The following is a 26,668-nucleotide window of genomic DNA, read 5'->3' as shown; positions in this document are numbered from 1 at the left end:
CCCCCCAGGTCATCCGTTCGACAGAGGGGACACAGTCATACCGGGCCCGGAGGCCAGCGGCCCCATTGCAGGACCGCGAAAAAGATAACGGGGGGAAACCGCGGGCCAGATGGGCGGCCAGGACATCCGGGCGGGCCATGCAAGCATCCCCTCAAACGCCATCGTCAGCCCAACGCGGTCATCGGCCCGGGCACGGCAGTGGGTGGGCTGGTGTCGTGCGGAGTGTGGGCGCCACAACCGATCGGCGCCGTTCCGCGTCCTTACGTAGGAGGTGGTCTCCGCCCGGCTGGCGGTGCGGAGCGGCGCCGACCCTGGAGGGACACCATCGCAACGTTCGCTCCCGACCAGCCCGACGCGACCCCGCGCTCGCGCCCAGCGACTGGAATCGGCAAGCTGCTGCTGAGCTGTGGGGCGGGGGTGGTGCTGAGCGCCGTGTTGCTGTCGGTGGCATGGTGGCCGCGGACGGAGGTGACGTACCGTGCCAGCGCTCCCGCGGCAGTGGCCTACGCGGACGACTCACCTCACTTCCTCGGACTGATCCACCAGCACACCCTGTCCGGCCGACACTCCTACAAGATGGTGATCGGCAGAGATCCCCACCTGTCCTACGGACACTGGGTGGACCTCGACACCACCGTCGCCGCGAACGGCATCGACTCCGTGACGTGGACGGAGGCCGGGGTACGGGTCCGCTTCCCCACCGGCCACGAGGTCTTCGTCCCGGCACGGTTCTTCCTACACGGCAGGTAACCCCCCATCCCGCCGCCACTACCCTCCTGCACCTCAGCCTCCCTACTCACCCACCCGTCACGCCGAAGAAATTCCGGTTTGACCGTTTTCCAATCCCGTCGGGGGGCTGCGCCGAATCCTTCACGAGGCCCCCCACACGCAGGGGCCGACCACCGGCTCATTCGTGAGGCAGAAGGAAGAAGGAGGTGAGACCCATGACGGCTTCCGTTACCGTGCGGGCCCGCAGCCTTCTCGCGGGCGCGGCCGTGGTCGGCCTGCTCTCGGGCGGAGCCGCACTCGCAGTCAGCGGCACGGCCGCCGCCGCGTCCACACCGGCATCGGCATCGACCTCGGCATCGGTGCTTACTGCGGTGAGCAGCGGAGACCGTGACCGGCAGGAGCACCGGGACGGCAGGGACCACCGGTCCGACCGTCACGACCGCTGCTCCTGGATCAAGGGGCACTGGGGCAAGACGTGGGTCAAGGGCCACTACGAAAAGAAGTGGCACCATGCCACCTGGCACTCCGGCTGGTCCGGCCACGGCGGGTCCTATAACCACTGGGTGCCCGGTCACCACAACACCCACTGGGTACCAGGCCACTGGAACTGCCACAGCAAGTGGTGACCCCTCCACAAGACCGCGTGGGGCGCGACCAGCGCAGTACCCAGAGGGGCCACGGTCGATCCGGCCGAGCCGGCCGATTAGCGTCACTGCCCGCTCTGGGTCCTGCTCCAGCCATGCGCCGAGGCGGTCAGGGACTGCCTGCCCGACACCGTCCCGCACCACCGCCCCATCGAGCCTCCCGTTCCTGGCGCCGACCCTGTCGGCGCTGAGGTCGGGGTCGGCGGTCGTCAGTAGTCGGCGCTGCCCCGTGCGTACACGTTCACGCGGCCGCCACCCCGTCACGGTAGCCCTCCACGTGTGTGTCCCCGTCCGGGGTGCGCTCACTGTTGGCGAAACCTACGACGTGCTCCTGGCCGGAGTCGCACCAGCGTGCGTCCTCCCACTCCAAGCCGATGACGTCCGAAGGTGCGGATGTGACCGGCGTGCCCCTCGTCTCGTCGAGAAAGGCGACGAAGTCCCGCGCGCCACCCGGGGAATGGAACCACACCGGGCGGGACCGGCCCGGGGTGCGCTCGTCCGTCAGGGAGATGTCCATGCGCCGGTTCAGGAAGGCCAGGACCCAACGAGCCCCCGCGCGCCGCACCTCGGCGGTCAGGCGGCTCGACAGGGCTCTGGCAACGCAGAGTCCGATACCGAAAGGTCTCATGGGGGTTGCGTGGCGGCCGCCGGGTTCCGCCCCGGTGGGCGGGCGGGGTCATCAGAACTTCGCGGCCGGGGCCGTGCCCGGACCGTCGTCGGTATCGCCCGCGCACACCGGCCGTCGGGCGTGAGGACGACTTCTACGGAGCCCGGTGACGGATGGCCTCCAACCCTTCCAGCACCTGGATGTCGGTGCCGTCGTACGTCGCGGCTTCCTCGCTCACGGGGCCCCCTCCGTTGGTGTCCGGCGGGCCCGTCCAGCCTGGGTGGCTTCCGTACAACTCCAGGTCGAGGGTGGGTGAGGGCTACTGGGAGCTGTCCCGTTCTGGCGGCACTTCGCGGCTCGCGCGCACGAGGCAGGTCGGGGACTGGTCGGGACCGGGACCGACGGAGCCCGGCGGAGCCCGACGCACCGCGGCCCGTCGGGGCGGTCGGGGCGTGTCGGGGCCGGCCGGGGGCAGTCCGTCGGCGGCCCGGTGTGTCTGCGCGACCCGTGCGGCCCGGGTCCCTTCAATGGGCAGCCCCTACGGAAACGGGCACCATATGACCCCCTCCGCACTGCACACCCGCCGCTCGATCCTCACCGGCGCCCTCACGCTGGCCGCCGCGACGGCACTGCCCCTCACCGCCGCCGGGCGCGCGCACTCCGCCGCCGGCCCCGACATCATCAGCTGCGCTGCCTGGGGTTCCCGGGCCCCGTCCGAGCCCGTCGTCGTCCTCGCCAACCGCCCCGAGCGGATCATCGTCCACCACACCGCCACGGCGAACGTGACGGACTACTCCAGGCAGCGCGCCGTCGCCCTGGCCCGCGCGATCCAGACCTACCACATGGACGCGCAGGGCTGGATCGACACCGGCCAGCACTTCACCGTCAGCCGCGGCGCCTTCGTCCTGGAAGGCCGCCACAACAGCCTCACCGAACTGGGCACCGGCACCCGCCAAGTCCGCGCGGCACACTGCATCGGCCAGAACAACGTCTCCATCGGCATCGAAAACGAGGGCACCTACACCACCCAAGCCCCACCAGCAGCCCAATACGCCATGCTGACCGCCCTGTGCGCCCACATCTGCGGCCAATACGACCTGTCTCCCACCGAGATCTACGGGCACCGCGACTTCAACGCCACCTCCTGCCCCGGCGACCGCCTGTACTCCCTGCTCCCGACGCTCCGCAAGGACGTCGCCATCCGCCTCGGCACCCCCCTGTCGAACCCGGAGGCCCAGACCGACCCCGACTTTCTGCGGGACCTGATCCGCCACACCCCCGACCAGTCGGGAACGGACTACACCGAATACCTCCCGAACGGCCTCTTCCGCTGACCCGACGCCTGTCCACCGCCGCCCGGTCCGCCGCGCGTCAACACGGTGGCCCGCGGCTCATCCTCCTGACCGGGGGTTTCCTCGTCGCGGGGCGCGGGGCCTGCGGCCCGGCCGCCACCGCGTGGATTACGGGGCGGACGGGCCTCGCAACGGCAGCCCACCGGCCGGATCCCACCCGCCTCCAGCCCGACACGTGCGCGCAGTGGATCACTTTCGGTGCCACCATGCGTGACGCAACCAGGGGGGCGGCGCGGGAAACCCGCATAGGACGAGAGGGAAGACCGTGACGCCTCAGACCGTGGCGGATCAACTGGTCGATGAAGCGGCTCAGCCCATTCCCGAGCAGAGCAGAGCGGCCACCCACCGGCCCGGGGAGGGAACCGCAAGCGTTGACGGAACGGCGGCCGGCGCCGGGGCGGCCGACGGCCTCGTGGCGCAAGGACCCGACGCTCAGCTCCTCGTCGCGGCGTCCGTGCTGCTGGCCGACGCGGCCCTCACCGCCAGGCGAGCCGGCGCGGAACTGACCGGGGCGCTCAGCAGTTGGCGGTTCCCCCTGGCCGCCCTGCGCCGTCCCGGGTGGGCGCTCGGGACGGCGGTGTCGTGCGCCAGGGCGCTGACCAGTCCCTCCGGCCTCGGGTTCGGCCCGAACGGCGGGCTCGTCGGGGAGCTGGCCCGGATGGCGGGCAGTGTGGCCCGTCGCCGCCCGGCCGCGGTGTCCATGGCCGTGGACGCCTTCGCCCTGCGGATCGAGGCGGCGGTGGCCGATCACCCGAACCTCGACTCGGCACCGGCCCGACGCCTCACCGACGCCATGGTGGAGGGAAACCGCTGGGAAGCACTACGGGCCCTGCACGCGCTGGTCGAACGGCTGGGCGTGACGCGCGCCCTGACGACCGTCAGCCCGGTCATCATGGAACTGCTGGCCCTGCTCGGGCTGCTCGACGAGAACCCGGTCAACGACAGCTTCTCCTGGGTCACGCTCGCCGGCGGGGTGCCGACCACGGATCCCTTCCTCGGACTGCCCAGTTCACTGCTCGCCCTCCTCAACCCCGGCCCCGGGCGGGCCGAACGGACCGAACCGGACCCGATCCTCGCCAAGGTCCTGTCCACGTCCCGCAACGACATCGTCAGCTACGTCAACGACATCGGCGCGCTCGGCAACCACGGGCTGGTACTGCTGCGGCGCGTCGAGTGCGCCGACGGCCACGTCCGGTACGTGCTGCTGCTGCCCGGCACGAGCTTCGTGCTGCCGAGCAACAGCACCCCGCAGGACCTGATCGGCGCGTTCGACGGCTGCCTGCGCTCCGACACGACGTACACGCGCGCGGCCCGGAAGGTGCTGCAGCGGGCAGGCGTGCCGGCCGGGGCGGAGGTGATGTTCGTCGGACACAGCCTGGGCGGACTGACGGCGATGAACCTGGCGATGGACGTGGAACTGGCCTCCGCCTACCGGATCACCCACGTGGTCACGCTCGGCTCCCCCATCGACAACAAACGCCCGGCCGACCACACCACCCAGGTGATCAGCCTCGTCAACAAGCACGACGTGATCCCCATGCTCGACGGACGCGGGCCCGCCTCTCCCCACGACATCCCCCCGTCGTGGACCGAACTCACCTGGCTGGACGAGTCCTACGACTACCCGCTGTCCCATGCCCCGCAGGCGTACTCCGACACCCTCCGCGGAGAGATGACGCACCACCGGGACCGGGTGAACGAACTGCTCAGGGCGTACGACGGCGAAATCGTCGGGAACCAGCCCTACATGCTCCGCGACAAGTAGCAACTGACCACTGACAGGCGCCAAGCGACAAGTGCCGGCGGCGAGTGACCGGCGCCGAGCCACGTCACCGGCGCGCCTGTGACCTTGAGGGAGAGCGACCGATGACCCCTGCCGACGGCACGGCCACGGCGGCACGGCCCGAGACGGCCCGGCTCGAGACGGCCCGGCCCCTGGAGAACATGCTGTTCAGCGCCGCGCTGATGGCTCGGCGGCTCCCGTGGGCGGACCTGCCCGCACGCACCCTCGGCCTGGACGCACTGACCCACGACGGCCTGACGCACCGGCTGATGGCCCATCTGAGGAGCAGCCGAAGCGGCCGCCCGGTACGGCTGCGCACCCCCTTCGGTCCCTTCCTCGTACCCCTGACCCGGCTCGATGCCGAGAGCCTGCTCACCCACGGCGACAACGCCGGCGCACTGGGAACCCCCTGCGCCCTCGCCGCCGACGGCCGCCGGTACGGGCTCTCACCGCACCCGGCTGCCGGCACGGCAGCCGCAGGCGCCTGGGAGGAAGTGGCACACGGTGGCCTGGACAAGCAGGTTGCCGAGTACCTCCCCGCGGTGACCGGGGCCGGACGGGAGGACGGCGCCCTCGACCGGGGCCGCTGGGAGGCCGCCATGCAGCGGCTGAGCCGACACGTCGTCCTGGGGGCCGGCGCTGCCGAGGACACCCTGCTGAGCGCGATGGTCTCGACGGCCGCGGAAGCTGCCGGGGGACGTGCCTACGAGGCACGGGCGGCGGCCCTGCGACGGCGGATGGCGCCGTATCTGGCCGACCCCGAGCCCGGCTGCCTGGCCGGGCGGCTGACGGCCGCCGGCCCCTCCGGGTGGGAGCCGCACACGGCCCTCGCGCACGCACTGGCCCTGGTGTCGGCGGCCACCGGTGCCACGGCGCTGAAAGCCCTGACCCTCCTCACCCCGGACACGTACACCGACGCGGCCGCTTCCGGAGCACGCACGGATGCCACGGCACCGCCCCCGGAGGAGGTGATCGAGCAGGCCATGGAGCGGGCCCTGGAGCAGCACCCCGTGCAGGCCGCTGTGGTGTATCCGGTGCACGCCCCGTTCACCGCGGACGGCCGGACGATCAGAGCCGGGGAAGAAATCCTCTACGACCCGGCACTGTTCGGACCACGCAGCCAGGGGCGGCGTACGGATCCGGCATGGGTCCTGTGCGCAAACCCCGCCGGCTGCCCGACCGCGGAGTTCGCCGCACACGTCGGCCGCGAGGTCATCCGCCGGGCCGCCGCAATCGGCGGGACCGGCGGGCAGGTCGCCGACGGCCTGACCGCGCCGCTCGCCGCGTACGGGGCGCGGGGGCGGACCGAAGCGGACCTGCTGGACCGGCACGCCGAGAGCCTCTGCGCCTGTGCGGCCGATACCGGCTGGAACGCCGGCGAGAGCGGCGAACGGTTCCGCATGGTCCTCCTCGCACACGCCGAGCGGTGCGCAAGGGCAGCCGACGACGTACGACGCGCCGCCCGGTGGCTGGCGGACTGATCCCCGCCGACCCACCGACCCACCGGCCACCCGTCCGCGCGGCCGCTCCGGCCCCTCGAACGGAGGACTTGGCACGGTTGCATCCCGTACGGCCGTGATCAACAGCCTCCACAGCCGTTGAACCGGCGCAAACACCGTCTCGCCGGCCGCGAGTCGGCCGACATGTGATGCGAGAGCGAGGCCCGGACGTGCGGGAGAGCGTAGTCGAGATGATCAAGGCGACCGGAGCGGAACTCAGCTCCGCCAAACGGCTCCTCGGCGAAGCCGGCGAGGTGGCGTGGGACCGCCTCCTCGACTGGCTCGTCGACGACTACTTCCGAGTGGTCGCACTGGGCCTCGAGAACATCCCGGCACAAGGCCCGGCCGTGATCGCCGTCAACCACTCCGGCGCCTGGGGCCTCGACGCATTCGTCCTGGACAAGGTTCTGGGCAGAGCACTGGACCGGCGCGTACGCTTCCTCGCCGCGCCGTTCGTCTTCCGCACCCCCATCCTCGGACGCCACGCACGCCGCAACGGCGCACTGCCGATCGGTCCGACGGCCGGCGTCGAGCACCTCAACGCCGGGCAACTCGTCGGCGTGTACCCGGAAGGCATCGCCGGCCTGGAGAAGCCGTTCACCGAGCGCTACCGGCTTCGCCCCTTCAGCCCCGGCTTCGCCGTCGCCGCCATCCGCGCGAGCGCCCCCGTCATCCCGGTCGGGATCGTCGGCGCGGAGGAGGCGTGTCCCAAGCTCGGCGAGGTGCCGACCCTGGCCCGGCTGTTGGGCGTGCCCTACTTCCCGGTCACCACGCCCTTCCCGCTGCCGTCCAACTGGACCATCACCATCGGGGAGCCGATCCCGGCGCCGGCCCGCCCCGAAGGCCTGGCCGCCCGCCGGGACGCCGCCCGCGCACTCGGCGAGACCACCCGCGGCGCCGTCCAGGAGCTGATCGACCGCGAACTCGCCGATCGGGACAACCTGTTCGACTGAGCGCATACCGCGAACGCCCCTGCGCCCGCGGGCGTTGCGGCCGGTGGGGTCAGGTCGTGGGGCTGCTGCCGGCGCGGAGACGGGGCGGCCGGGTGAAGCGTACGGGGACTCCCGGCGAGTACAGCACGCTGACGGGCGGGCCGGCCGGTGCGGGCAGGCCCGCGGCGGTCACCAGGTCCTCGTCGCAGGCGAGGAGTTCGGCGCGGTGCAGCCGCCAGCGCGGGTGGGTGTTCGGCAGGTACAGGAGGCGGCCGAAGAAGTCGTTGTGCATGCCCCAGCGGGCGGTCAGGAAGTGTTCGAGGGGGGTCGGCTCCGCGATCGGTTCGCCGGGGCGCACCGTGATCGTGCTGTGCGCGCCCCGCGGTCCGGGCCACCGCCGGGTGCTCGTGTAGGTGAGCGTGGGGCCGTCGTGCCGGATCGTCATCCTCGACCACAGGTAGGGGAGGCGGAACACGGACCGGGCGACGGCGACCGGGATCAGGCGGGAGGCGTCGAGGGAGCGGAAGACCACGCCGCGGCGGCCGTGGGCGTCCACCGAGTAGAGGCGGACGTTGGTCTCCGGGAAGGAGCCCAGATACGGGATGCCGGGCAGGCCGAGCCACCCGATCCGGTGCATCCGGAACGCGACGAGGCCGACGTAGGTCAGGCCGTCCAGCGTGTCCGGTTCGGTGCCGGCGGGCAGCAGCGGGGCGATGTCGGCGGGATCGGCGGCCCAGTGCAGGAACGTCAGGTCGAGCCAGGACTGGGTGAGCAGAGGCCGGCCCGCACGGTGGGGCGGATCGGCCGTCACGAGTTCGGGTCGTACCGGTCCGGTGGGCACGGGTCCGGTGGGCACGGGTCCAGGGGGCACGGGTCCGGAGGGTACGGGTCCGGGGGGCTCGGCGGGCGGCGTGTGCGGCATCGCGCCAGTATCCCCGAGGGCGCTGCGGGAACCGGGGTGGGCGCATGGACGGGTGGGTGAGCGCAAGAGGGGCTGTACCCCTGTGGTGGGAGCGGGCCGCCACCCCTGGGGGTAGGCGGGAATCAGCTCCTGGTGGGACGACAGGGCGGCGGCCGGCGGCTACGTTGTCGCCCGTCGCGCAACGCCCATGACGGAGGTTCGCCGCATGCAGACCCGTACGGCTGATGGCTCCCGCAAGCCAGTGGTGTGGGGGATATCCCTTGTCCTGATCACGGTCGCCGCACTTCTCGGCGTCTCGCCCGGGGCCGCCACGGCCACGGGCCCCACCGCCGCGACCGCTCCCCCACCCGTGCCCGTCCTCTCCTGGGGTCCCTGCGCCGGCCCGGCGGACGGTTTCGAGTGCGCGACCGCCCGGGTGCCGCTGGACTACCGCCGCCCCACCGGTTCCACGATCCCCCTCGCGCTCACCCGTCGGGTCGCGGCCGATACGGCACACCGCTCCGGTGTCCTCGTCTTACACCCGGGCGGACCGGGCAACTCCGGTGTGGACTTCGCCCGTAACAGCTATGCCGCGCTCCCCGCTTCGCTGCGTGACGCCTTCGACGTCGTCGGGTACGACATGCGCGGCGTGGCGCGCAGCGGTCAGGTGGAGTGCTGGGACGACAAGGAGTACGCGGCCGCCGTCGACGCCGCGCGCGGCGTACCCGGACCGGGGGCCCTGCAGAGCGCGATCCGGCAGGGCGCCGACTTCGCCGAAGCGTGCCGGCAACGCTCCGGTGACCTCGTGCCCTTCATCGGCACCGGCTCGAACGCCAAGGACCTTGACCTGCTGCGCCAGGCCCTCGGCGAGGAGACGCTCTCCTTCTACGGCCGGTCCTTCGGCAGCTACGTCGGCACCGTCTACGCCGCGCAGTTCCCCCGGCGGGTGCGCGCCATGGTCCTGGACGGGGCCTACGATCCGCGGCGTTACGCGGACGTGCCGTACGCCTACGACGCCGCGCAGTTCGTCGCCCTGGACGCGGCGGTGGGCCGGTTCCTGGACTGGTGCGCGCAGAACGTCGCCGCCTGCGGGTTCGGCGAGGGGCGGCCACGGGAGGCCTTCGAGCAGCTGAAGCGGGCGCTGGACGCGGACCCGGTCATCAGCGCGAGCGGGCGTCCGGCCACCGGGTACACGCTCGCGTACCGGCTGATGTTCAACATCAACGCGGGCAAGGAGATCTGGCCCGAGCTGGGGCAGGCCCTGCGGGCGGCGCAGGCACGCCAGAGTTCGTTCCTGCTGAACCCGCCCTCCCCCGCCTCGTTCGACTTCCTCAACGTGAACCTGGCCGTCGAGTGCGCCGACCGCGTCTACCCGGCCAACCGGCTGCTCCTGGGCGCGTTGGTCAGTGCCCATGTGGCGTCGGCGCCGCTGCTGGGTCCGCCCATCGGGCTCGGGCCGCCCACCTACGACCACAACCACGCGCCGACCTGCGCCCAGTGGCCGGCGGAGCGCCCGAGCCGCTACGCGGGCTCCTACCGGGCGCAGGGTTCCGCCCCGATCCTGGTCCTCGGCACGACCGGGGACCCCGACACCCCCTACCAGGACGCGGTCGCCCTGGCCGGGACGCTGGCGAACGGACGGCTGCTGACGTTCGACGCCGAGGGACACACCGCGTACAACCGGAGCGCGTGCGTCAGCGCTCTGGTCACGGACTACCTCGCCACCCTGGCGCTGCCCGCACGGGGCACCGTCTGCGCGGACGAGACACCGGCGGGGACGCTCGGCCGCCGCACCACGGCCGTCGAGGTCGACGAAACCCGCGATGTGATCCCGACACTGCGCTGAGCCCCAGGGGCCGCAAAACCCCGCCCCGGCCGGGTGCGCCGGGGCGGGGCGTGTGGGCTTAGGATGCCGGGCGGACGGAGCCGTAGCGCAGAGGTCGACGCGCGCGGTCTCCAAAACCGCGAGGACGCCGGTTCGAATCCGGTCGGCTCCGTCCGAGTCCACCGCCGGTCAGGCGTGGAAGCGGAGCAGGAGGGACTCGTCGGCGCGCGTCGGGCGGCGGTCCGTGGCGGGTGGACGGGCACACTGGGGCGGTGAACGTGAGCGGAGATCTTCTGGCCCGGGCGCGCGTGGCGACCCGGCTTCCCGCCCAGGACCTGGAACGGGCACGGCGTTTCTACGCGGAGCGGCTCGGTCTGGAGCCGGTCGACGAGCGGCCCGGCGGCCTTCTGTACCGGTGTGGGAGCTCGGACTTCGTGCTGTTCAGGTCCACCGGAGCCTCGCCCGGCACGTTCACGCAGATGGCGTTCGAAGTCGACGACCTCACGACCGTGGTCGCGGAGCTCAAGCGGCGGGGCGTGGTGTTCGAGGACGTCGACGTGCCCGGTTTCAAGACGAGGGACTCGATCGCCGAGATCGAGGGGAACTATCCGAGCAAGGGCGCCCGGGGCGAGCGCGGCGCCTGGTTCCGTGACAGCGAGGGCAACCTGCTGGGCATCGGCGAACCGGTCGTCTGAGCTGGGAACCGTCGAGCGAGCCGCACCGGCTTCCCCGACAGCTGATCACGGGTGGCGGGAAAGAGATCCTCGCCGCCCCGCCGAGACGCAAGATCCCTATGCTGACGGCATGCTCGACATACCTCTTTCAGCGCTGGAAGTCGCCATGGTCCAGACGGGCACCCGGGCCGTGGAGACCCTGCGGGACACTGCGGCCTTCGCCCAGGGCGTGGAACGGCTCGGCTACCACCGGCTCTGGTACGCGGAGCACCACCACTCCCCCGCGATCGGCGCGTTCCCGCCCGTCGTGCTGACCGCGCACGCCGCCGCGTCGACCGCGCGCATCCGCCTCGGATCGGGCGGGGTGCTCGCCCCGAACCACGCGCCCATCACGGTGGCCGAGCAGTACGGAACGCTGGCCGCGCTGCACCCCGACCGCATCGACGTGGGCATCGGCCGCGGTCCCGGCACCTTCGACGAGGCCACCGCGCGGGCCCTGCGCCGCGGAGCCGGGCCGACCACCGACGCGGAGTACCGGCAGGACGTCGCCGCGATCCTGTCGTTCCTGGTCGACGAGGTCGCGCTCGGCCCGCTGCCGGAGCCGTGGCTGCTGGCCTCCAGCCCCCAAGGGGCCGCTCTCGCCGCCGACCTCGGTCTGCCCGTGGCGGTCGCCCACCACATCCGGCCGGACAACACCCAGGCTGTCCTGGAGTGTTACCGGGCGAAGTTCACTCCATCCCGTTGGTGCGAGCAGCCCCGGGTGCTGCTGTGCGTGGAGACGGTGTGCGCCGAGACGGACGAGGAAGCCGTGTGGCGGGCGCGCCCGATGGAGGTCGTCAAGGCCGGTCTCCTCAAGGGGCTGAGCCAGACGCCCTTCCCCACGCCCGCGCAGGCGGCCACCCACCCCTTCACCGACGGGGAACGGCAGGCACTGGCGGGGTTCCGAGCCCAGCAGGCCGTCGGGGCGCCCGACACCGTCGTGGCCCGGCTCGCCCAACTGGCCGCCGAGAGCGGAGCGGACGAGCTGATGCTGACCACGCCCGTCCACGACCTGCGTGACCGCCTCGACTCCTACGCACTTATCAGGAACCACTCCGGCACCCCGGCCACGACGACCGTGCCCTAGGAAGCCGGGCGCGTCGGGATCGGACCGCCGGGTGGACGTCTCCAAGCCGGTGCGCGTGTCCCGTCGTCCCGTCGTCCCGTCGTTGCGTGCCTCCCGTGCTTGCGGACCTCCCGTGGTCAGGGTGCGTGTCCGGCGGGGGCGGGTGTGGCGCTCAGCAGGGTGGGGCGGTCGGCGGGACCGGTGACGAACACCCTGGCCGCCCGCCGGTCCTGGGGATCTCGTACGCGGTCGCGAAGGGGGTGGGGCGCAGTTCGTCGGAGGTGAGGAGCGTGCCACCTTCCTCAAGGGGCCCCGCGGCGAGGTCCTGCGCGAGCTCGGGGAGCAGGCGTGCGTACACGACGGCGGGGTCCGGCACGTACAGGTAGCGGCCGGCCGCTCTGACGGCCGGATGCGGCAGACCTCGTCCGGTCAACGACACGCCGGCCGGCAGCAGGGTGGCCTTGCGCACGGGGTCGGGCCGGGGTGTCCACTGCTCGTCCACGCCGAACCACAGGACCGCTTCCTGGATGTACCCGCCGTACGAGATCCACTCGGCCTCATGGGCTCCGCCGAGACGGGGCAAAGCCGCGTCCGGGAGGCCGGGGGCGAGCCTGATCCAGCCGGCCCCCGTAGTGTGCAGGCGTTCCAACGCCCAGGACAGCGGCGGATCATACGACTCGGGGCCGTGCTCAGGGCCGTACGCGGGAGCGTCGGGCCGGTGGCCGGGGCCCGGCCGCCGCATCAGGTCGATGAAGACGGCCTCACCCTGGCTGTCGAACTCGGTGATGTCCGCGCAGGTCAGACAGAGCATCGGCTCGTCCATCCCCAGCCGGTTCGCCGCGGCGATCTCGACGGTCAGCCGGTCCCCGTCCACGGCACTGGTCATGTGCGACCAGCCCAGCACATGGGCGTCGACACTGCTGCCCAGACCCATCGCATCGACCATCACGACGCCGAGCGCGTCCAGCACCCGGTCCAGCTTGTACTCGGCCGGTGGCGGCCGGCGCGCTGTTCGTGGTGCGAGAGCGGCTGGCCCGGCACCCGCTGATCGATCTGCGGCTGTTCCGCAACGTCCCCTACGTCCTGGTGACCGGGATGGGTTCGCTCTCGAACATGGGCTACGGCGTGACCGTCTTCCTCTCCACCCTCTACCTGCAGGACGTACGCGGCCTGTCGCCGCTCCTGGCGGGCACGGTGTTCCTGGCCCCGGCCCTGCTGGTCGCCCTCAGCGGGCCGCTCGGGGCGCGGCTGGCCCGCCATATGCGGCCGACGGCGGTGATGGCACTCGCCGGGGCGGTCGCGGGCACGGGGATGTACGCGTTGGCGCAGGTCAGCGCCTGGTGGCTGTACGTGCCGGTCTTCGCGTGGTGCGGGCTGGGGCTGGGGCTGGGTTGGACCTTCTCCAGCGTGGCCACGCAGCAGGTCGTCGCGCCGGAGCGGGCGGGTGAGGCTTCCGGGGTGCTGCTGACGTTCCTGGTCACGCTCGGGGCGATCGCCCTGGCCGGGGCGGCCGCGGCGATCTCGGCGATGACCCCGCAGCGGCCGCCCGAGGAGGCCTACGACGCGATCCTGGAGCTGGGAGGTGTGGTCATCGCCGTGACGGCGATGACCGTCATGGCCGTACGCCACCGGCTGGTCGTGCTCGGGAGGATCGCACCGCTGTCGATGCGTGCCCGCGGTGACGCCGGGCAGGAAACGGGCCGCCGGCCCTGACCCCGCCCCGGTGCGGGCCGGCGGTCAGGGTGTCGGGGCTCGGGCGGGCGTGGTGGGTCAGGGGGTGAGGCGCCGGTACATCGCCGTCAGACGCACGGTGAAGTGGATCGCGGCGGCGGCCGCAGCGAGGTCCAGGACGTCGGCCACCATCAGCTGGACCACGGCGTCCCGCAGGTCCGGGATCCCCTCGGCGCGGTCGTACGCCGACAGGGTGTACTGGTTGAACGCTGCCGAGGTGACGAACAGCCCCCACCACAGGCCCACGGGCCAGAACACCGCCTTGGCCGGCTTGGCCGGCTCGGCCGCCTTGGCCGGCTCCCCGGTGGAGACCGGAGCCGTTGCCGTCGCCGTCGCCGTCGCGTAGACCCCCCACATGTCCAGGGCGATCCGGAACGGCCGCCAGAAGTTGATCAGCGGGAGGAACCAGGCCCCGATCGCCCAGCCGGTCCCCGTACGCAGCCGGTCCGGCGCGAGCGCCACCGCGTTGCGGTACATCTGGTGGAACCAGGCGATGAACACGATGCCGCAGACGATCGTGGCCTGGCCCTGGAAGGTCCAGGCGCGCTGGTAGCGGGCGTCGGCGGCGGCCCAGTCGTCCATGGAGGCGTAGGCGAAGCCGTCTTCCCAGTCGAGCAAGGAGTGGGCCTGCGTCCCGGCGTAGAGGGAGGACAGGTCGGTCACGATGACCGCGGTCAGTGCCAGCACCACCGCGGCCGGAAGGAGACGCGGAGTCCGCGGTGTGCGGGCCGGCAGCAGCGGGCGCGGCTTCAGATGGCTGGTTGCGGACATGACGAAGGACCCCCCACGGGTACGGACGGAGTGACGCAAGCGTGGCTCGCCGAAAGGGGAGCGCCGGGGGACCCTATGCCGTCGGACGCCGTCGCGTCCATCACGTACCCGCAGGTCGGAGCGGGGGGGGCGGGGTGTCAAGTCACGAATGTCCGAGTCATGACGTGAGGGCTGTCGATCACGCCTACTGGGATCTCCGCCTCACTCGGAGCCTGTGAGGCCCGCCGGAGCGTGTGAGGAGTCGATGGGTGATGAATTCCGAATGCTGTGCACACCAGTGTGCCGATCGGCCTCGCGTCGGTCCGTGCGCGTTGACCTTCGAGGAAGTGGAGCGGTGGGCGACCGCTGGGCAGGTCGACGGCGATCTGGACGGGATCCACCTGGCCCGGGTGATCACGGAGGAGGTGAGGCGGGCTGGAAAGCACTTTCTGCCGCAGCCGTTCCTGCTTCAGCTGAGTGAGATCCGCCGCCGGCACGCCACGGGCCGCCGGCCCTTCCTGCGGGCCTTTCTCGACTGCCTGCTCGACAAGCACGAGGAGCGGTACGGAAACCGGACGTACCTGTCCCTGCCGCTGCTGGAGCTGATCTCGGACGAGCCCAGGCACGGGCCGGGGCCGAACCGGCTGGCGACCTGGCTCATAGCCGACGTGGTGCGTTTCGAGACGCGCAGTGCGTCCGCGCCGCAGGAACCGGCGCGGATTCCGACGCGGGATCCGGCGCATGCGGCCCCCGGCCGGGACCGGGACCGGCCCGGGGCGGTGACCTTGAGCAGGCGGCTGCGGCACGCCCTGCGGTTCGTGGCGCACGACCACGACGGACTGGACGTCGAGGACGTGAGCCCGCGGGCCGCGGAGCTGCTCCCGCGGCCGGCCGCGACGGCGGCGGGGCGCTGGTTCGAGGTGACGGTGCAGCCCGTGTACGTGCTGCACGACGAGTACTTCTTCATGCGTGCGCTGCAGGCCCACGAGATGGTGTTCACGGCGATCGCGCAGGACGTGGGGGCGGCGGTCGCGGCGCTGCGCGACGGCTCTCTGGAGGCGGCGGCGCAGTCCGTGGACCGGGCGGCCGCCTCGTTCGAGCGGGCTTCGGCGCTGTTCAGGCTGGTCGCGACGATGCGACCGGAGCAGTTCGACGGGTTCCGGGAGTTCACTCAGGGCGCGAGTGCCATCCAGTCCGAGCAGTACAAGCGGTTCGAGATCCTGTGCGGTCTGCCGCACGCCGAGCGTCTGGGATCGAAGGCGTTCACGAGTGTTCCGGCGGTGCGGGCCGAGGCGCAGGACGCGGACCATGACACGGTCACGCGCGCGTATCTCGACCTTCGCCGCAGGGCTCGGTTCAGCTGGACGGACTGGAACCTCTTCCACACGGCGTTGGGCGGGCTGGAGGAGCGGCACCAGCGGTGGAAGTCCACGCACCGCAGTCTCGCGACGCGGATGCTCGGCAGTGCGCGCGGCTCGGGTGACACCGAGGGGGTGCCGTACCTGACGCAGTGCCTGGACAACCGGCTCTTCGGCCGGCTGAACGGACGACGCGACCCCTGAGGTGGCCGGACCGAGCCCGGCATCGTGCCTGCCCGGAGTTCGCAGCCACCGGTGCCGGTTGCGAGAGCGCGACCGTGAGACGGCTTACGGCGTGGGCGGGGTGTCGAGGGAGCGGGCCCGGGCGGCGCCCGAGGGGGTGAGCAGGCGGGCCAGTAGGTCGAGGGCCCCGGCGAGTTCGCGGACCGTGCCGGGCTGCGGGGCGGTGCCGTCCGGGCCGGCCAGCGCGGCGGCCAAGGCGTCGACGACGGTCGTCGCACGGACCTCCGCGACGCGGGCGGAGGGCTTCGCGGCGGGCCGGATGAGGCGGCGGCGACGGTCGGCCGGGTCGGGCTCCGTATCGACCGCGCCCGCCCGCTCCAGGCGGGCGACGGCGGTGGAGACCTGGCTTTGCGGCAGACCGGTCCGGCCGGCGATCTCACCGACGGTCGTCGCGGGGTGGGCGACCACACGCCGACGCTGACAACAACCGCCACACCCAGGGGGATTCGCCATGATCACGCCGACGACCACGACCACCGCTGCCGCCACCGTCCGTCCGCTCGCCGTCCCGGGCGCCACCCTCCACTTCCAGACCCAGGGCAGCGGCCCGGTCCTGCTCCTGTCCCAGAGCGGCGAAGGCGACGCGGACCGCACCGTCGACCTCGTCCCGCTCCTGGCCGACGCGTTCACCGTCGTCACCTACGACCGCCGCGGCCTCTCCCGCAGCACCCTCGACTCCCCCACCCAGCCCGTCACCATGGCCGACCACGCCGACGACGTCGCCCGCCTGCTCGCCGAGGTCACCGACGAGCCCGCCCTGATGGCCGGGTTCAGCATGGGCGCCGCGATCGGCCTGCAGGCCGCGGTGCGCCACCCGGGCCTGCTGAGCATCCTGATCGCGCACGAGCCGGTGATGCCGGGCCTGTTGCCCGAGGCCGAGCGCGCCGAGCACGCAGGCGAGCTGACGGCCATCCAGACCGCCTACGCGGCCGGGGGTCTGGCGGCGGCCCTTCCCGCGATCACGGCGCACCTCGGCATCGACGCGGCGCACGACGCGACCGAGGAGAACCTCACCCCCCAGCCGCTGACACCCCGTCGGCAGGCCAACTTCCGGTTCTTCATCGAAACGGAGTTCACGGCCCTCACCACCGACCCGGCCGGAACGGCGGAGCCGGTTCGGGCCGCGGCCCTGGCCGGCACGCGCATCATCGCGGCCACCGGCCGTACCACCCGCCCCACCGTTCACACCCACCGCTGCGCACGGGCCCTGGCCGCCCGACTGGGCACCGAGACGGTGGAGTTCCCCGGCGGCCACAACGGGAACACCGCCTTCCCCCGGGCAACCGCACAGCTCCTGAAGAAGCTCCTGCTGGCCCGCTGACCCCGGGACGGCCGCACCTCGGCCTCGGCCTCGGCCTCGGCCTCGGCCTCGGCCTCGGGCCCCGCGCCCGCCGACCCCCGGTTCCCGGACGTTTCCCGACGGCGTCGCCGGTCAGCCCAGGGCCGCGGCGGACGGCACGACCACGCCGTACAGGTCCTCGACCGTGGCGAGCGCCCCGTGATGGAGCTGGACGGCCGGCACCTCGACACCGGCGACCCGCAGGGGGCGGGTGGCCGAGGCGTCCGCGACCACCGTGGGCCGGTTGCCCCGCAAGAACGCACCGGCCGCCGTGTACTGCACGCACATGTGGGTCATGAACCCTGCGAGGACCAGGTCGGTGTGCCCGGCACCGTCGACGACCTCGCCCAGGTTCGTCCCGTGGAAGGCGTCGGGGGTGGTCTTGACGACGACCTGCTCACCCTCGGCCGGCGCCACGGCCGGGTGGATCCGGCCGATCTCGGCCCGGATGTCGTACGGGGTGCCCTCGCCCCCGTCGTTGACGACGTGGACGACGGTCGCGCCCGCCTCGCGGGCCCGGGCCAGCAGCTCGGCAGCAGCGTCCAGCGCCTCCTTCCAGCCCTCCAGCTCCATCACACCGCGGGTGTAGGTGTTCTGGTAGTCGATCAGGACCACGGTCGCCGCAGCCAGGGAGGCCGGGCTCTGGTCGAAGCCGTTCAGTTCACGCAGGGTCGTCGAAGACATGCCACACCGTTTCGGATCGCGTATCGATATCGATATCGAGAAGAAGGGACGGGCCACACGCGGTGGCGCACCACCCACGCTACGAACCCCGCCCGCATGGCGGCAATGTCACGCAACTTGCAGATACCGACATCGCTGTGATGTCGTGCCACCACCACCCCACACCTTCGGCTTCGGCTTCGACTTCGACCTCGACTTCGATCTCGACTTCGCCCCTGACTGGACGGACATCCCCGTGAGCGGCCCGAACCGGCTCTTCGTCGTACTCCTCTTCGACGGCGTCGACCTGCTCGACGTCACCGGCCCCCCGGAGGTGTTCGCCCTGCTGCGGCGGGAGACCGGCAGCGCGCAGGGCTACCACGTGGCGCTCGCCGCCGAGACCATGGCCGCGGTCACCACCTCCGCCGGGGTGCGGATCCTGCCCGACCTCACCTTCGAAGAAGCCGCGGCGCGCAGCATCGACACCCTCATCGTTCCCGGCTCCGTCGAGATCGACGACGACTCGCGCGTCCACGCCGTCACCGACGCGACCGTGGTGCGCTGGGTGAAGGAGCTGGCGGGCAGGTCCCGGCGCATCGCGTCGGTGTGCGTGGGGGCCCACCTGCTGGCTGCCGCCGGGCTCCTCGACGGCAGGCGCGCCACCACCCACTGGTCGACCGCGCAGCAGCTCGCCGCCGACCACCCGGCCGTCGAGGTCGACGCCGACCCCATCTTCATCCGCGACCAGCACGTGTGGACCGGAGCCGGGATCACCGCGTGCCTGGACCTTTCGCTGGCCCTGGTCGCCGAGGACTTCGGCGAGGCGGTCGCGCTGCGCGTCGCCCGGCAGCTGGTGATGTACCTCAAGCGCCCCAGTGGGCAGAGCCAGTTCAGCGTCCCGATCGAGCCGCTTTCCACGACCCGGCGCATGGACGACATCCGCCACCACATCACCGGCAACATCGCCGGCCGGCTCACCGTCACCGACCTCGCCGAGCACGCCCACGTCAGCGAACGGCAACTCACCCGCATCTTCAAGACCGAACTGGGCACGACACCGGCCGCGTACGTCGAAGCAGCCCGCGTGGAGGCGGCCCGCAACCACCTCGAATCCACCGACGACACCCTGGAACGCGTCGCGTCGGCCTGTGGCTTCAACACCCCCGACACCCTCATCCGCGCGTTCCGCCGCAAACTGAACACCACTCCCACCGAATACCGCAGCCGCTTCCGCCACACCCCATGAGCGCTCCCCCGTCGTTCACCGCCGCACACCGCGCCGACCAGCCGTGACGGCAGCCGTGAGGGGCGGCTGTGAAGGTGTGGTGAGGGTCGGGTGAGCGTGAAGCCGGCCAGGCAGACGGCCGTGCGGGCGATGGCGAGTTCCCCGCGGGGGCGGTCCGGCGGGTCAGACGCCGCAGCCAACGGGGACATACCGGTCAGAAGGTCGGGGGCGGCGGGTGGTGCCCGTCACGGCGGGCCGGGGTGGGGTGCCGACCACGCCGGGGCGCTCGTAGGATGACCGTTCGATCATTGCATTCGCAGATTGTTACGGGGGCTCGGGTGAGCATGACGTCCTTCGACGCGGAGTGGGCAGGGCTCAAAGGGGGAACCGCGGCCGGCGCGCAGATGCGGCTGGCGAGCGCCGCACCCGATGGCGGCGGTGGTGGTGGTGAGGACCTCAAGTCCGACCTGGCGGTCTGGAAGAAGGGCAGCGAGGACGTCGGCGAGCTGGTGACGGCCATCAAGAAGGCGCTGATCGAGTTCGAGACCGGCCAGAAGGGCGCGGCCGTCACCGGCGTGGAGAGTGCTACCGCGCAGGGCGAGCTGTACACGTCGTGGAAGACGTATCTCGACGGTCTGGTCGGCAAGTGCACGACGTTGCAGGGGCCGATGATCTCGGCGGGCAAGGGTCAGGTCTCCAATGACGAGACCCTGCGCGGTGACTTCGCCCGCATGAACGACACGTACAAGGACACGCCCGCCACCGGCGGCAACAACGGGGGCCGGTGAGCGCGGACATGGACTACGCAACCCTGAAGGCTCTGAAGCCGTCGGAGTTCACGGAGGCGGCCGACGGCTACCAGTCGGTCAGTGCGATGGCCGACCACGCCTACGGCAGCGCCGAGGGCCAGATCACCGCCCGGCTGCGCGCCGGACTCCGCGGGAAGGCCGTGGACGAGGCCCTGATCCAGCTCCGGGGCCTGGCGCAGAACTTCCACTACACGCAGGTCGAGTGCGGGCTCGCCGCGACCTCCCTGAACGCGCTCGCCGCGTCGTTCACCGAGGCGAAACGGAAGCTGGACGCGGCCGTCGCCGACGCCGAGGCCCAGAAGTTCTCCGTCGGCGCCGACGGCTCGGTCAGCTATCCGCCCGGTGGGACGGAGAAGGACGGCAAGCTCCCCGAGGGCGGCACCGTCACCGGCAGCGCCAAGGGGAAACCGTCCGGGAACGTCATCGACCCCACCAAGGACGCCAACGACCTCTCCGCCGCGCTGGAACGCCAGGCGGCGAACATCCACCCCAACCCGAACTTCGGCAAGGCCGTGGAGATAGCCAACCGGATCGCCCAGGCGGTGGCCGAGGCCACCGAGGCCGACACCCAGTGGGCGCCCCGACTGCGCAAGCTCAAGGCCGACGACGACCTCGTCGTCTCCGACTCCGACTGGGCCGACGCCCAGGCGGACACCGGCGAGGTGCGCGCGGGAGCCAAGGACTACCTCGACCACATCAAGCCCCCGCCGCCCCAGGGCAGCGACCCCAAGGCGAACGCCGACTGGTGGAAGGGCCTGTCCCCCGACGAGCAGCAGGCGTACCTGTCGCTGAACGCGGCGCAGGTCGGCGCGCTGGACGGGCTGCCGTCGGTGATCCGGGACGAGGCCAACCGCACCGTACTGGCGGAGAAGCACGGCGAGTTCCAGCTCCGGCTGAACGGCATCCCCCCGCAGCCGCAGAAGTACATTCCCTCCGGGCGGGACTACCCGGCGGCGGTCCTCAACCCCGCCTGGTCCGAGTGGGACAAGAAGTACGCCAAGGACAAGGAATTCCTCGACAAGAACCTCAAGGGCATGAACGCCATCCAGGACCGGTTCAACGCCACCGGCAAGGAGGGCCTGCCCGAGGCCTATCTCCTCGGCTTCGACACGAGCGGCGGTGGCCGGGCCATCGTCGCCAACGGCAATCCCGACACCGCCGCCCACACCGCTGTGTTCGTCCCCGGCACCTACACCAACATCACCAAGACCGAGGACTACATCCACCACATGAGCGAGCTGTGGAAGGAGACCCACGCCAGGGCCCCCGGCCAGGACGTCTCCACCATCACGTGGATCGGATACGACGCCCCCCAGAGCATCGTGCCGGAAGCCATGAAGAAGCACTACGCCGAGACCGCCGCCCCCGACCTCAACCGGTTCATGCAGGGCCTGGAGAACCTCCAGGGCGGCGACGACAAGAGCCACACCACGATCATCGGCCACAGTTACGGCAGCACCGTCCTGGGTGCCGCGTCCAACGCGGGTGACCTGCGCGCCGACGACATGATCGCGGTCGGCAGTCCCGGCATGCTCGTCGAACACGCCAAGGACCTCGACGCGGGCGAGGGCCATGTGTGGTCGCAGGCCGCCGGCACCCTGGACGACCAGGTGCCGCTGGGCGGGAAGGTCGCCGGCCTCGGCGGCCCCACCGACTGGTGGGAGGACATGCTGCCCTTCGGCACCATCTGGGGATCGAACGTGCCCTCCGACGAAAGCTTCGGAGCGAATATCATGGCAAACGACGCCGACAGCCACACCGACTACTGGAGAGATCACTCCTTGAGCATCGAAAACCAGGCGAACGTGGTCGCCGGCCGCTATGACAAGGTCCAGCGTGGCTGACACCAGGACAGGCGGCACCACCCGCCGCATCACGCGCACCATCAGGGCCACCGCACTCGCCGTCGCCCTCACCGGCCTGCTGTCCACACTCTCTGTGGGGTGTTCCAACGTGAAAGAACTCAACTACACACCGGCGCGGATGGACCCCGAACCGGCCCGCACCAAAACCAAGCAGGTCTCCAGCACCCTCCTGGAAATGACCGGCGTCAAGGGCAAGGTGACCGAACCCGGCCCGAGCGTCACCCGCTGCCGCGAATACGGCGACGACCTGTTCTCCATGTCCCACCCCTGGTCGGTCTACGAAATCACCGACGAACAGGTCGACACCGGCATCACCAACCTGCGCAAGGCGCTCAACGAAAACGGTTGGAAGATCACCAAGGACGGCAAGGCCAACAGCGAGGCGCAGGACCCCGAGATCTACGCCGAGAACGACGCCGAACAATTCGCCCTGCACGTCACCGGCAGCAAGAAGTCCGCCACCGGCAACCCCATGATCCTCTTCAAGGTCGTGTCGAAGTGCTTCAAGGCGGAATCCGCGAAGGCCCTCGACGGCGAATACTGACGAACACGCCCGTCCCCGGGGCATGTGGGACGACCTCTACGCGTTGATCGGTGCGGCCGTCCTGGCGGCCTGCTCGATCTTCGCGCAGTAGGCCGCACGGGCTTCCTCGTCGATCTGCCTCTCGTGTTCGGCGCGCAACCCGGTCCGGCCGTCGAGGCCCTCGCGCAGGATGTCGGCGTGCCCGGCGTGCCGGACGGACTCGCCCAGGACGTGGACCATGACGGCGAACAGGTTGGTGTCGGCATGGGGCTGCGGCCACCACGGCACGTGCCCGGGGGCGTCGAGGCGGAGCTCGTTGATCGTCGCGTCCGCGTGGTCCCACGTGCGCCGGTAGAACCCGATGATCTGGTCGCGGGTCTCGTCCTGCGTCGCCCACAGATCGCTGCCGTCGGAGTCCTGCCACCGGGGCAGCGGTTCCGGGGAAGGCCGGTCGAAGACCTCGCCGAAGTACCTGGCCTCGACGGTGGCCACGTGTTTGACCAGGCCGAGGAGGTTGGTTCCGGTCGCGGTCAGAGGTCGGCGGGCGTCGTATTCGGACAGGCCGTCGAGTTTCCAGAGCAGCGCCTCGCGGTCCCGGCGCAGTCTCCCGTGCAGGGTGTCCTTCGCGAATTCATCGATCATGCGGCTTGAGCCTGCCATGGGCTGCTCGGGGTCTCAAGATCCCCTATGTGGTCCGCAACGGCCGGCATAGCCGAGGCCGGCCCACGGCGTGCGGATCCGGTCCGGTTCCGGGGGCTACGGGTGCAGGGCGCCGGGGCGGTCCGTGAGGTGCAGCGCCTCCAGCCGCTGCTCGGCCAGACGCAGGTGGCGGGGGTCCGCCAGCGGCAGGACCCGCAGGAGAGCGACCAGGTCGGGGCCGAACTGCCGTACGAGGGTGCGGTCCCTGAGCTGCGCCCAGCAGTACAGCGCGCCGGCCGCGGCGGCGTGCACCTCCAACGCGCCGGCTCCCTGGCGTGCCAGACGGGCCTGACCCGCGCCGATCCACAGCCGGGTCGCCGAGGGGAAATCACTCGCCATCCGTGCCAGATCCGCCCGGATCTCTGCCCACCCGATGGCCTCCGGAGAGGCGGGCCCGCGCGTCCGGAGCACGTGCTCCTCCCACATCCGGGCCAGGTCGGCCGCCTCCTCGTGACGGCCTTCCACGGCCAAGGCGTGGATGTACGGCCGCGGATCCCCACCCCCGCCACGAACCAGCGCGGCGCCCGGAGTCGGCTCGGAGTCCGGTGGAGGGGGCGACGCGGAGCCAGGCGCGGAGCCAGGCGCGGAGCCAGGCGCGGAGACCGGGGGTGCGGCGGGTGCCTGCGGCTGCTCGGGGTGGGGTGACGGGTGAGGGACGTGCGTCTGCTGGGGGTATCCGGGTCCGTTCTGCGGGCCGGGGCGCATACCGAGTTCGCGCGCGGTCGGCAGGACCAGGGTCCCCGGGGGCAGCGCCGCCGCCGACACCGCGAGCGCATGCACCTGGACATTGGCCGGACGGCCCGGCCCTCGACGGAGCTGCTCGATCCAATGCCGGGTATAGCCGCTCACCGCGGCGCCCGCCGCGGCCGGGGCGAAAGCCGGCGGGCAGACCACCCCGTACACCTCCGCCGACTCGGAAACGGGCAGCCCGGCGTGCTCCTGGAGCAACGGCCACGCGGTCTTGTCCGCGACGAGGTCGACCACCACCGTGGTCAGCCCCGCCGGACGTCCCCGCAGCTCAGCACTCAGCCACTCCCACGGCACCGCGCTGTACCGGACCGTGCCCGCCGTGGTCCCGGCCAGCGCGAAGCACAACCCACCGCCACGGCGGTCGACCGTCAGCCGACCCGAGAGATAGACCAACAGCGGGCCGCGCGTCGCGGCAGCAGTCCGCAACCGCGTCACGACCGTGTTCGGGTCGCGCGCCCCGTCCAAACAGACCGTGTCACACGGCACGTCACTACCCAGCAGCACCGAACCCGGAACCATGGCCAGCGCCGCCACATTGGCGCTCGGCGCCAACTGCACAACACGCCGACGCACGGCCACATCACCCGCCACCACGAGGACATGCCCCCGCGCCTGCTCCTGCACGTGCCCCGCTCCACTCAAGTACATGAGCAGACCGTACTCACACCACACACCGCCGCATCACCCGCACACCGAAACCCCACGCCGCAGACGGCGCGACCAACGGCGGGCGGACCACACCCGCCACCCGCCCGGGTACCCCGGGTGCCCGGCCCAGCCGCCCGGCGGCTGGTCTACCCTCGGACAGGTGATCGAGCACGTGAATCAACTCGGCGGCGAGCCACCGCACATCGGACCGTCCCCCGACGACAGCGGCCCCGTCGTCTGGGCCTGGGACACCACCGCCGACACCCTCGGCGGACACCCCGTCAAGGACGCGGCGACCATCCTCGACGCGGACGAACGCACCCGCGCCGCACGCATGATCAAGCCCGCCGACCGGCACCGCTACCTCGCCGCCCACCTCGGCCTGCGCATCATCCTCGCCGCCTACCTGAACCTCCCCCCGGAACGCGTCCGCCTCACCCGCGAGGACTGCCCCACCTGTGGCGGACCCCACGGGCGCCCGGCCACACCCGACGGCCCCCTCCACTACAACCTCTCCCACAGCGGCGACCTCGCCTACCTCGCCCTCGCCACACGCCCCGTCGGCATCGACATCGAACGAACCCCCACCCCCCAGGCCGTCACCGACGTCCTCCACACCCTCCACCCCGAAGAGACCACCGAACTCGCCAGCCTCCCCGAAGCCCAGCGCCCCCAAGCCCTCGCCCGGGTCTGGACCCGTAAGGAAGCCGCTCTCAAAGCCACCGGCCACGGCCTCGCGCAAGGCCTCACGCACCCTTACGTCAGCTCCCACCCCACCCCCGCCAGCATCCCCGGCTACACCCTCACCGACCTCCCCGCCCCCCACGGCTACACCGCCGCCCTCGCCACCGCCAACGACCCCGAGTAGCGTCCCGTGGGCGTGACCCAACGCCCGGTCCGTCGTTGAACCGGGCGGTCAAGCGAAGTGCACAGCCAGGCCCCGGGACTCTCGTCCCGGGGTCTCGTGCGTTGCCCTCGGGGCGAGCCGCAGACGCCCTGCCCCGGACTGCGGGCGTCCGCAACGCGCTGGTACGGTGCCGGTGTCCGGTTGATCACGGACCTGACCCACAGACAGGGACGCACCCCGCAAGGGCGATCCTCCCGTCCGGTCGCCCCGCGAGCTCCTCACCAGCCCGCCGAACCCACCCCTGCCCGGCCGGCCATGGCCCGCGCGCGGGTCGGGCCATGCCCGGGGCGACCGACGCACCACCCCACCATGGCCGAAGGAAGCACGCATGACCGACCCGACTCCCCCCAACGCCCCGCACTCCGCCGCTGATCCGCTGCGGAACGTGTACCTGCGGCTGGCCGCCGCCGAGTCCATACCGCCGGAGGCCACCCACCAGTTCGGCTACCTGCGGCCCGTCGCCCCCGATCTCCTGGAGGGCGTCGCGTACGACACCCCGGACAACGTCCGCCTGCTCGACGACCAGGACGTCGCCCGGGTGGACCGCGCGGTGCTCTACGCGGCGGCGCGCGCCAACCTCCTGGCGGAGCCGGTGGGTTACGACACGATCGAGCGGCCGGGTGGCGCCGTCCTCCACATCATCGGCGGCGATTCGGTCTATGCCGCCAGCAAGGCGCTCGTCTTCGAAGAAGCGGTACGCGCCGCCGGCGGACCGGAACTGCCCGCGGACGGCGTCCTGTTGACGGTCCCGAACCGGCACAACCTCGTCTTCTACCCGCTCGCCGACCGCCACGTCGGCGAGGCCGTCAACGACCTCGCCCAGTTCGGTCTCGGCGCCTACGAGGACGGCCCCGGACGTCTCTCGCCGCGGGTGTTCTGGTGGCGGGCAGGCAGCCTCACCTCGATCACCGTCTTTCACGAGGAGAGCAGGACGATGAGCATCGCCCCGCCGCCCGAGCTCATGGACACGATGCGTCGCCTCGCCGGCTCCGGGGCCTGACCGGCGGGGACGGAGCGGTCGGCGCGCGGGGCGGGCAGCGGCGATGTGGCCGGCACATGACCGGAACGGAAAATGTTTTCCGCGGACGCCTATCGAAGGGCCCTTCG

General features: G+C 71.8%; 26 protein-coding genes and 1 tRNA gene. 19 read left to right on the top strand and 8 right to left on the bottom strand.

All coding sequences use genetic code 11. The features are described 5' to 3' along the window. The first annotated feature begins 468 nt into the window (after window positions 1–468). Together ACFYP3_RS10145 and ACFYP3_RS10140 are read left to right on the top strand one after the other, a co-directional pair. The gene (locus tag ACFYP3_RS10145) at window positions 469–750 is read left to right on the top strand and encodes a hypothetical protein (protein WP_388829649.1); all 282 of its coding nucleotides are present in this window, start codon (window positions 469–471) and stop codon (window positions 748–750) included. A gap of 194 nt (window positions 751–944) precedes the next feature. Further along, window positions 945–1,355 carry a hypothetical protein gene (locus tag ACFYP3_RS10140; protein ID WP_388829646.1) on the top strand — a complete coding sequence of 137 codons (411 nt, stop codon included), beginning with the start codon at window positions 945–947 and terminating at the stop codon, window positions 1,353–1,355. Between the two features lie 259 nt (window positions 1,356–1,614). Here the strand turns inward: ACFYP3_RS10140 and ACFYP3_RS10135 are convergent, their stop codons facing one another. Next, window positions 1,615–2,001 (bottom strand): hypothetical protein, encoded by a 387-nt coding sequence (locus tag ACFYP3_RS10135; RefSeq protein WP_388829643.1) that lies wholly within the window; start codon window positions 1,999–2,001, stop codon window positions 1,615–1,617. A 536-nt stretch (window positions 2,002–2,537) separates the two neighbouring features. Between ACFYP3_RS10135 and ACFYP3_RS10130 the strand changes: the two genes are divergently transcribed. From ACFYP3_RS10130 to ACFYP3_RS10115, 4 genes are all read left to right on the top strand, one after another. Further along, a complete protein-coding gene (locus tag ACFYP3_RS10130) occupies window positions 2,538–3,314 on the top strand; it encodes a peptidoglycan recognition family protein (RefSeq protein WP_388829640.1) in 777 nt (258 codons plus the stop codon). 430 nt (window positions 3,315–3,744) lie between these two features. Then, window positions 3,745–5,097: a hypothetical protein gene (locus ACFYP3_RS10125; protein ID WP_388829637.1), complete on the top strand. Its 1,353-nt coding sequence runs from the start codon at window positions 3,745–3,747 to the stop codon at window positions 5,095–5,097. A gap of 101 nt (window positions 5,098–5,198) precedes the next feature. Continuing rightward, window positions 5,199–6,596: a hypothetical protein gene (locus tag ACFYP3_RS10120; RefSeq protein WP_388829634.1), complete on the top strand. Its 1,398-nt coding sequence runs from the start codon at window positions 5,199–5,201 to the stop codon at window positions 6,594–6,596. Window positions 6,597–6,784: 188 nt separating this feature from the next. After that, window positions 6,785–7,567: a lysophospholipid acyltransferase family protein gene (locus ACFYP3_RS10115; RefSeq protein ID WP_388829631.1), complete on the top strand. Its 783-nt coding sequence runs from the start codon at window positions 6,785–6,787 to the stop codon at window positions 7,565–7,567. A 49-nt stretch (window positions 7,568–7,616) separates the two neighbouring features. Here the strand turns inward: ACFYP3_RS10115 and ACFYP3_RS10110 are convergent, their stop codons facing one another. Next, the gene (locus ACFYP3_RS10110; RefSeq protein ID WP_388829628.1) at window positions 7,617–8,417 is read right to left on the bottom strand and encodes a YqjF family protein; all 801 of its coding nucleotides are present in this window, start codon (window positions 8,415–8,417) and stop codon (window positions 7,617–7,619) included. 256 nt (window positions 8,418–8,673) lie between these two features. Here ACFYP3_RS10110 and ACFYP3_RS10105 point away from each other — a divergent pair, with 256 nt between their 5' ends. The 4 genes from ACFYP3_RS10105 to ACFYP3_RS10090 all read left to right on the top strand — a co-directional run bounded on the left by ACFYP3_RS10105 (window position 8,674) and on the right by ACFYP3_RS10090 (window position 12,072). After that, entirely contained in the window at window positions 8,674–10,293 is a 1,620-nt protein-coding gene (locus ACFYP3_RS10105) for an alpha/beta hydrolase (protein WP_388829625.1), read from the top strand. 76 nt (window positions 10,294–10,369) lie between these two features. Beyond that, a tRNA-Trp gene (locus ACFYP3_RS10100) sits at window positions 10,370–10,444 on the top strand. Between the two features lie 100 nt (window positions 10,445–10,544). Then, window positions 10,545–10,967, top strand: coding sequence for a VOC family protein (locus tag ACFYP3_RS10095; protein ID WP_388829622.1), 423 nt, complete (start codon window positions 10,545–10,547; stop codon window positions 10,965–10,967). Between the two features lie 109 nt (window positions 10,968–11,076). Next, the gene (locus ACFYP3_RS10090; protein ID WP_388829620.1) at window positions 11,077–12,072 is read left to right on the top strand and encodes an LLM class flavin-dependent oxidoreductase; all 996 of its coding nucleotides are present in this window, start codon (window positions 11,077–11,079) and stop codon (window positions 12,070–12,072) included. 151 nt (window positions 12,073–12,223) lie between these two features. Here the strand turns inward: ACFYP3_RS10090 and ACFYP3_RS10085 are convergent, their stop codons facing one another. Next, window positions 12,224–13,021, bottom strand: a complete 798-nt coding sequence (locus ACFYP3_RS10085) for a hypothetical protein (RefSeq protein WP_388829617.1) — start codon at window positions 13,019–13,021, stop codon at window positions 12,224–12,226. A 23-nt stretch (window positions 13,022–13,044) separates the two neighbouring features. On the opposite strand from ACFYP3_RS10085, the gene ACFYP3_RS10080 reads away from it, so the two are divergent. Further along, window positions 13,045–13,764, top strand: a complete 720-nt coding sequence (locus ACFYP3_RS10080; protein WP_388829615.1) for an MFS transporter — start codon at window positions 13,045–13,047, stop codon at window positions 13,762–13,764. A 57-nt stretch (window positions 13,765–13,821) separates the two neighbouring features. Here the strand turns inward: ACFYP3_RS10080 and ACFYP3_RS10075 are convergent, their stop codons facing one another. Then, a complete protein-coding gene (locus ACFYP3_RS10075; RefSeq protein WP_388829612.1) occupies window positions 13,822–14,553 on the bottom strand; it encodes a DUF4328 domain-containing protein in 732 nt (243 codons plus the stop codon). Between the two features lie 311 nt (window positions 14,554–14,864). Between ACFYP3_RS10075 and ACFYP3_RS10070 the strand changes: the two genes are divergently transcribed. Then, complete coding sequence (locus ACFYP3_RS10070) at window positions 14,865–16,094, top strand: tryptophan 2,3-dioxygenase family protein (RefSeq protein ID WP_388829609.1); 1,230 nt, start codon at window positions 14,865–14,867, stop codon at window positions 16,092–16,094. Between the two features lie 84 nt (window positions 16,095–16,178). Here ACFYP3_RS10070 and ACFYP3_RS10065 read toward each other — a convergent pair whose 3' ends face one another. Beyond that, entirely contained in the window at window positions 16,179–16,541 is a 363-nt protein-coding gene (locus ACFYP3_RS10065) for a MarR family winged helix-turn-helix transcriptional regulator (protein ID WP_388829606.1), read from the bottom strand. A gap of 43 nt (window positions 16,542–16,584) precedes the next feature. Here ACFYP3_RS10065 and ACFYP3_RS10060 point away from each other — a divergent pair, with 43 nt between their 5' ends. Continuing rightward, window positions 16,585–17,454 (top strand): alpha/beta fold hydrolase, encoded by an 870-nt coding sequence (locus ACFYP3_RS10060; protein WP_388829603.1) that lies wholly within the window; start codon window positions 16,585–16,587, stop codon window positions 17,452–17,454. Window positions 17,455–17,565: 111 nt separating this feature from the next. On the opposite strand, the gene ACFYP3_RS10055 is transcribed toward ACFYP3_RS10060, so the two are convergent. After that, window positions 17,566–18,156, bottom strand: a complete 591-nt coding sequence (locus ACFYP3_RS10055; protein ID WP_388829600.1) for an isochorismatase family protein — start codon at window positions 18,154–18,156, stop codon at window positions 17,566–17,568. A 235-nt stretch (window positions 18,157–18,391) separates the two neighbouring features. Here ACFYP3_RS10055 and ACFYP3_RS10050 point away from each other — a divergent pair, with 235 nt between their 5' ends. From ACFYP3_RS10050 to ACFYP3_RS10035, 4 genes are all read left to right on the top strand, one after another. Further along, window positions 18,392–19,381: a GlxA family transcriptional regulator gene (locus ACFYP3_RS10050; RefSeq protein ID WP_388829689.1), complete on the top strand. Its 990-nt coding sequence runs from the start codon at window positions 18,392–18,394 to the stop codon at window positions 19,379–19,381. 317 nt (window positions 19,382–19,698) lie between these two features. Continuing rightward, on the top strand, window positions 19,699–20,148 hold the full coding sequence (locus ACFYP3_RS10045; protein ID WP_388829597.1) for a hypothetical protein: 450 nt from the start codon (window positions 19,699–19,701) through the stop codon (window positions 20,146–20,148). Between the two features lie 8 nt (window positions 20,149–20,156). After that, complete coding sequence (locus ACFYP3_RS10040) at window positions 20,157–22,013, top strand: alpha/beta hydrolase (RefSeq protein ID WP_388829594.1); 1,857 nt, start codon at window positions 20,157–20,159, stop codon at window positions 22,011–22,013. Beyond that, window positions 22,006–22,578 carry a hypothetical protein gene (locus ACFYP3_RS10035; RefSeq protein ID WP_388829591.1) on the top strand — a complete coding sequence of 191 codons (573 nt, stop codon included), beginning with the start codon at window positions 22,006–22,008 and terminating at the stop codon, window positions 22,576–22,578. Before ACFYP3_RS10040 ends, ACFYP3_RS10035 begins: the two co-directional genes overlap by 8 nt. A gap of 36 nt (window positions 22,579–22,614) precedes the next feature. Here the strand turns inward: ACFYP3_RS10035 and ACFYP3_RS10030 are convergent, their stop codons facing one another. After that, window positions 22,615–23,199, bottom strand: a complete 585-nt coding sequence (locus ACFYP3_RS10030; RefSeq protein WP_388829588.1) for a DinB family protein — start codon at window positions 23,197–23,199, stop codon at window positions 22,615–22,617. A 114-nt stretch (window positions 23,200–23,313) separates the two neighbouring features. Next, entirely contained in the window at window positions 23,314–24,654 is a 1,341-nt protein-coding gene (locus ACFYP3_RS10025) for a hypothetical protein (RefSeq protein ID WP_388829585.1), read from the bottom strand. 160 nt (window positions 24,655–24,814) lie between these two features. On the opposite strand from ACFYP3_RS10025, the gene ACFYP3_RS10020 reads away from it, so the two are divergent. Both ACFYP3_RS10020 and ACFYP3_RS10015 read left to right on the top strand, forming a co-directional pair. Continuing rightward, complete coding sequence (locus tag ACFYP3_RS10020) at window positions 24,815–25,522, top strand: 4'-phosphopantetheinyl transferase family protein (RefSeq protein ID WP_388829582.1); 708 nt, start codon at window positions 24,815–24,817, stop codon at window positions 25,520–25,522. Window positions 25,523–25,889: 367 nt separating this feature from the next. Continuing rightward, window positions 25,890–26,561: a hypothetical protein gene (locus ACFYP3_RS10015; RefSeq protein WP_388829579.1), complete on the top strand. Its 672-nt coding sequence runs from the start codon at window positions 25,890–25,892 to the stop codon at window positions 26,559–26,561. Window positions 26,562–26,668 lie beyond the last annotated feature (107 nt).

It is taken from the genome of Streptomyces sp. NPDC005533, assembly GCF_042871845.1.
Taxonomy (GTDB): Bacteria; Actinomycetota; Actinomycetes; order Streptomycetales; family Streptomycetaceae; genus Streptomyces.
Note: the sequence above shows the minus strand (reverse complement) of the source record. Positions and strands in the feature narration are given on the sequence as shown.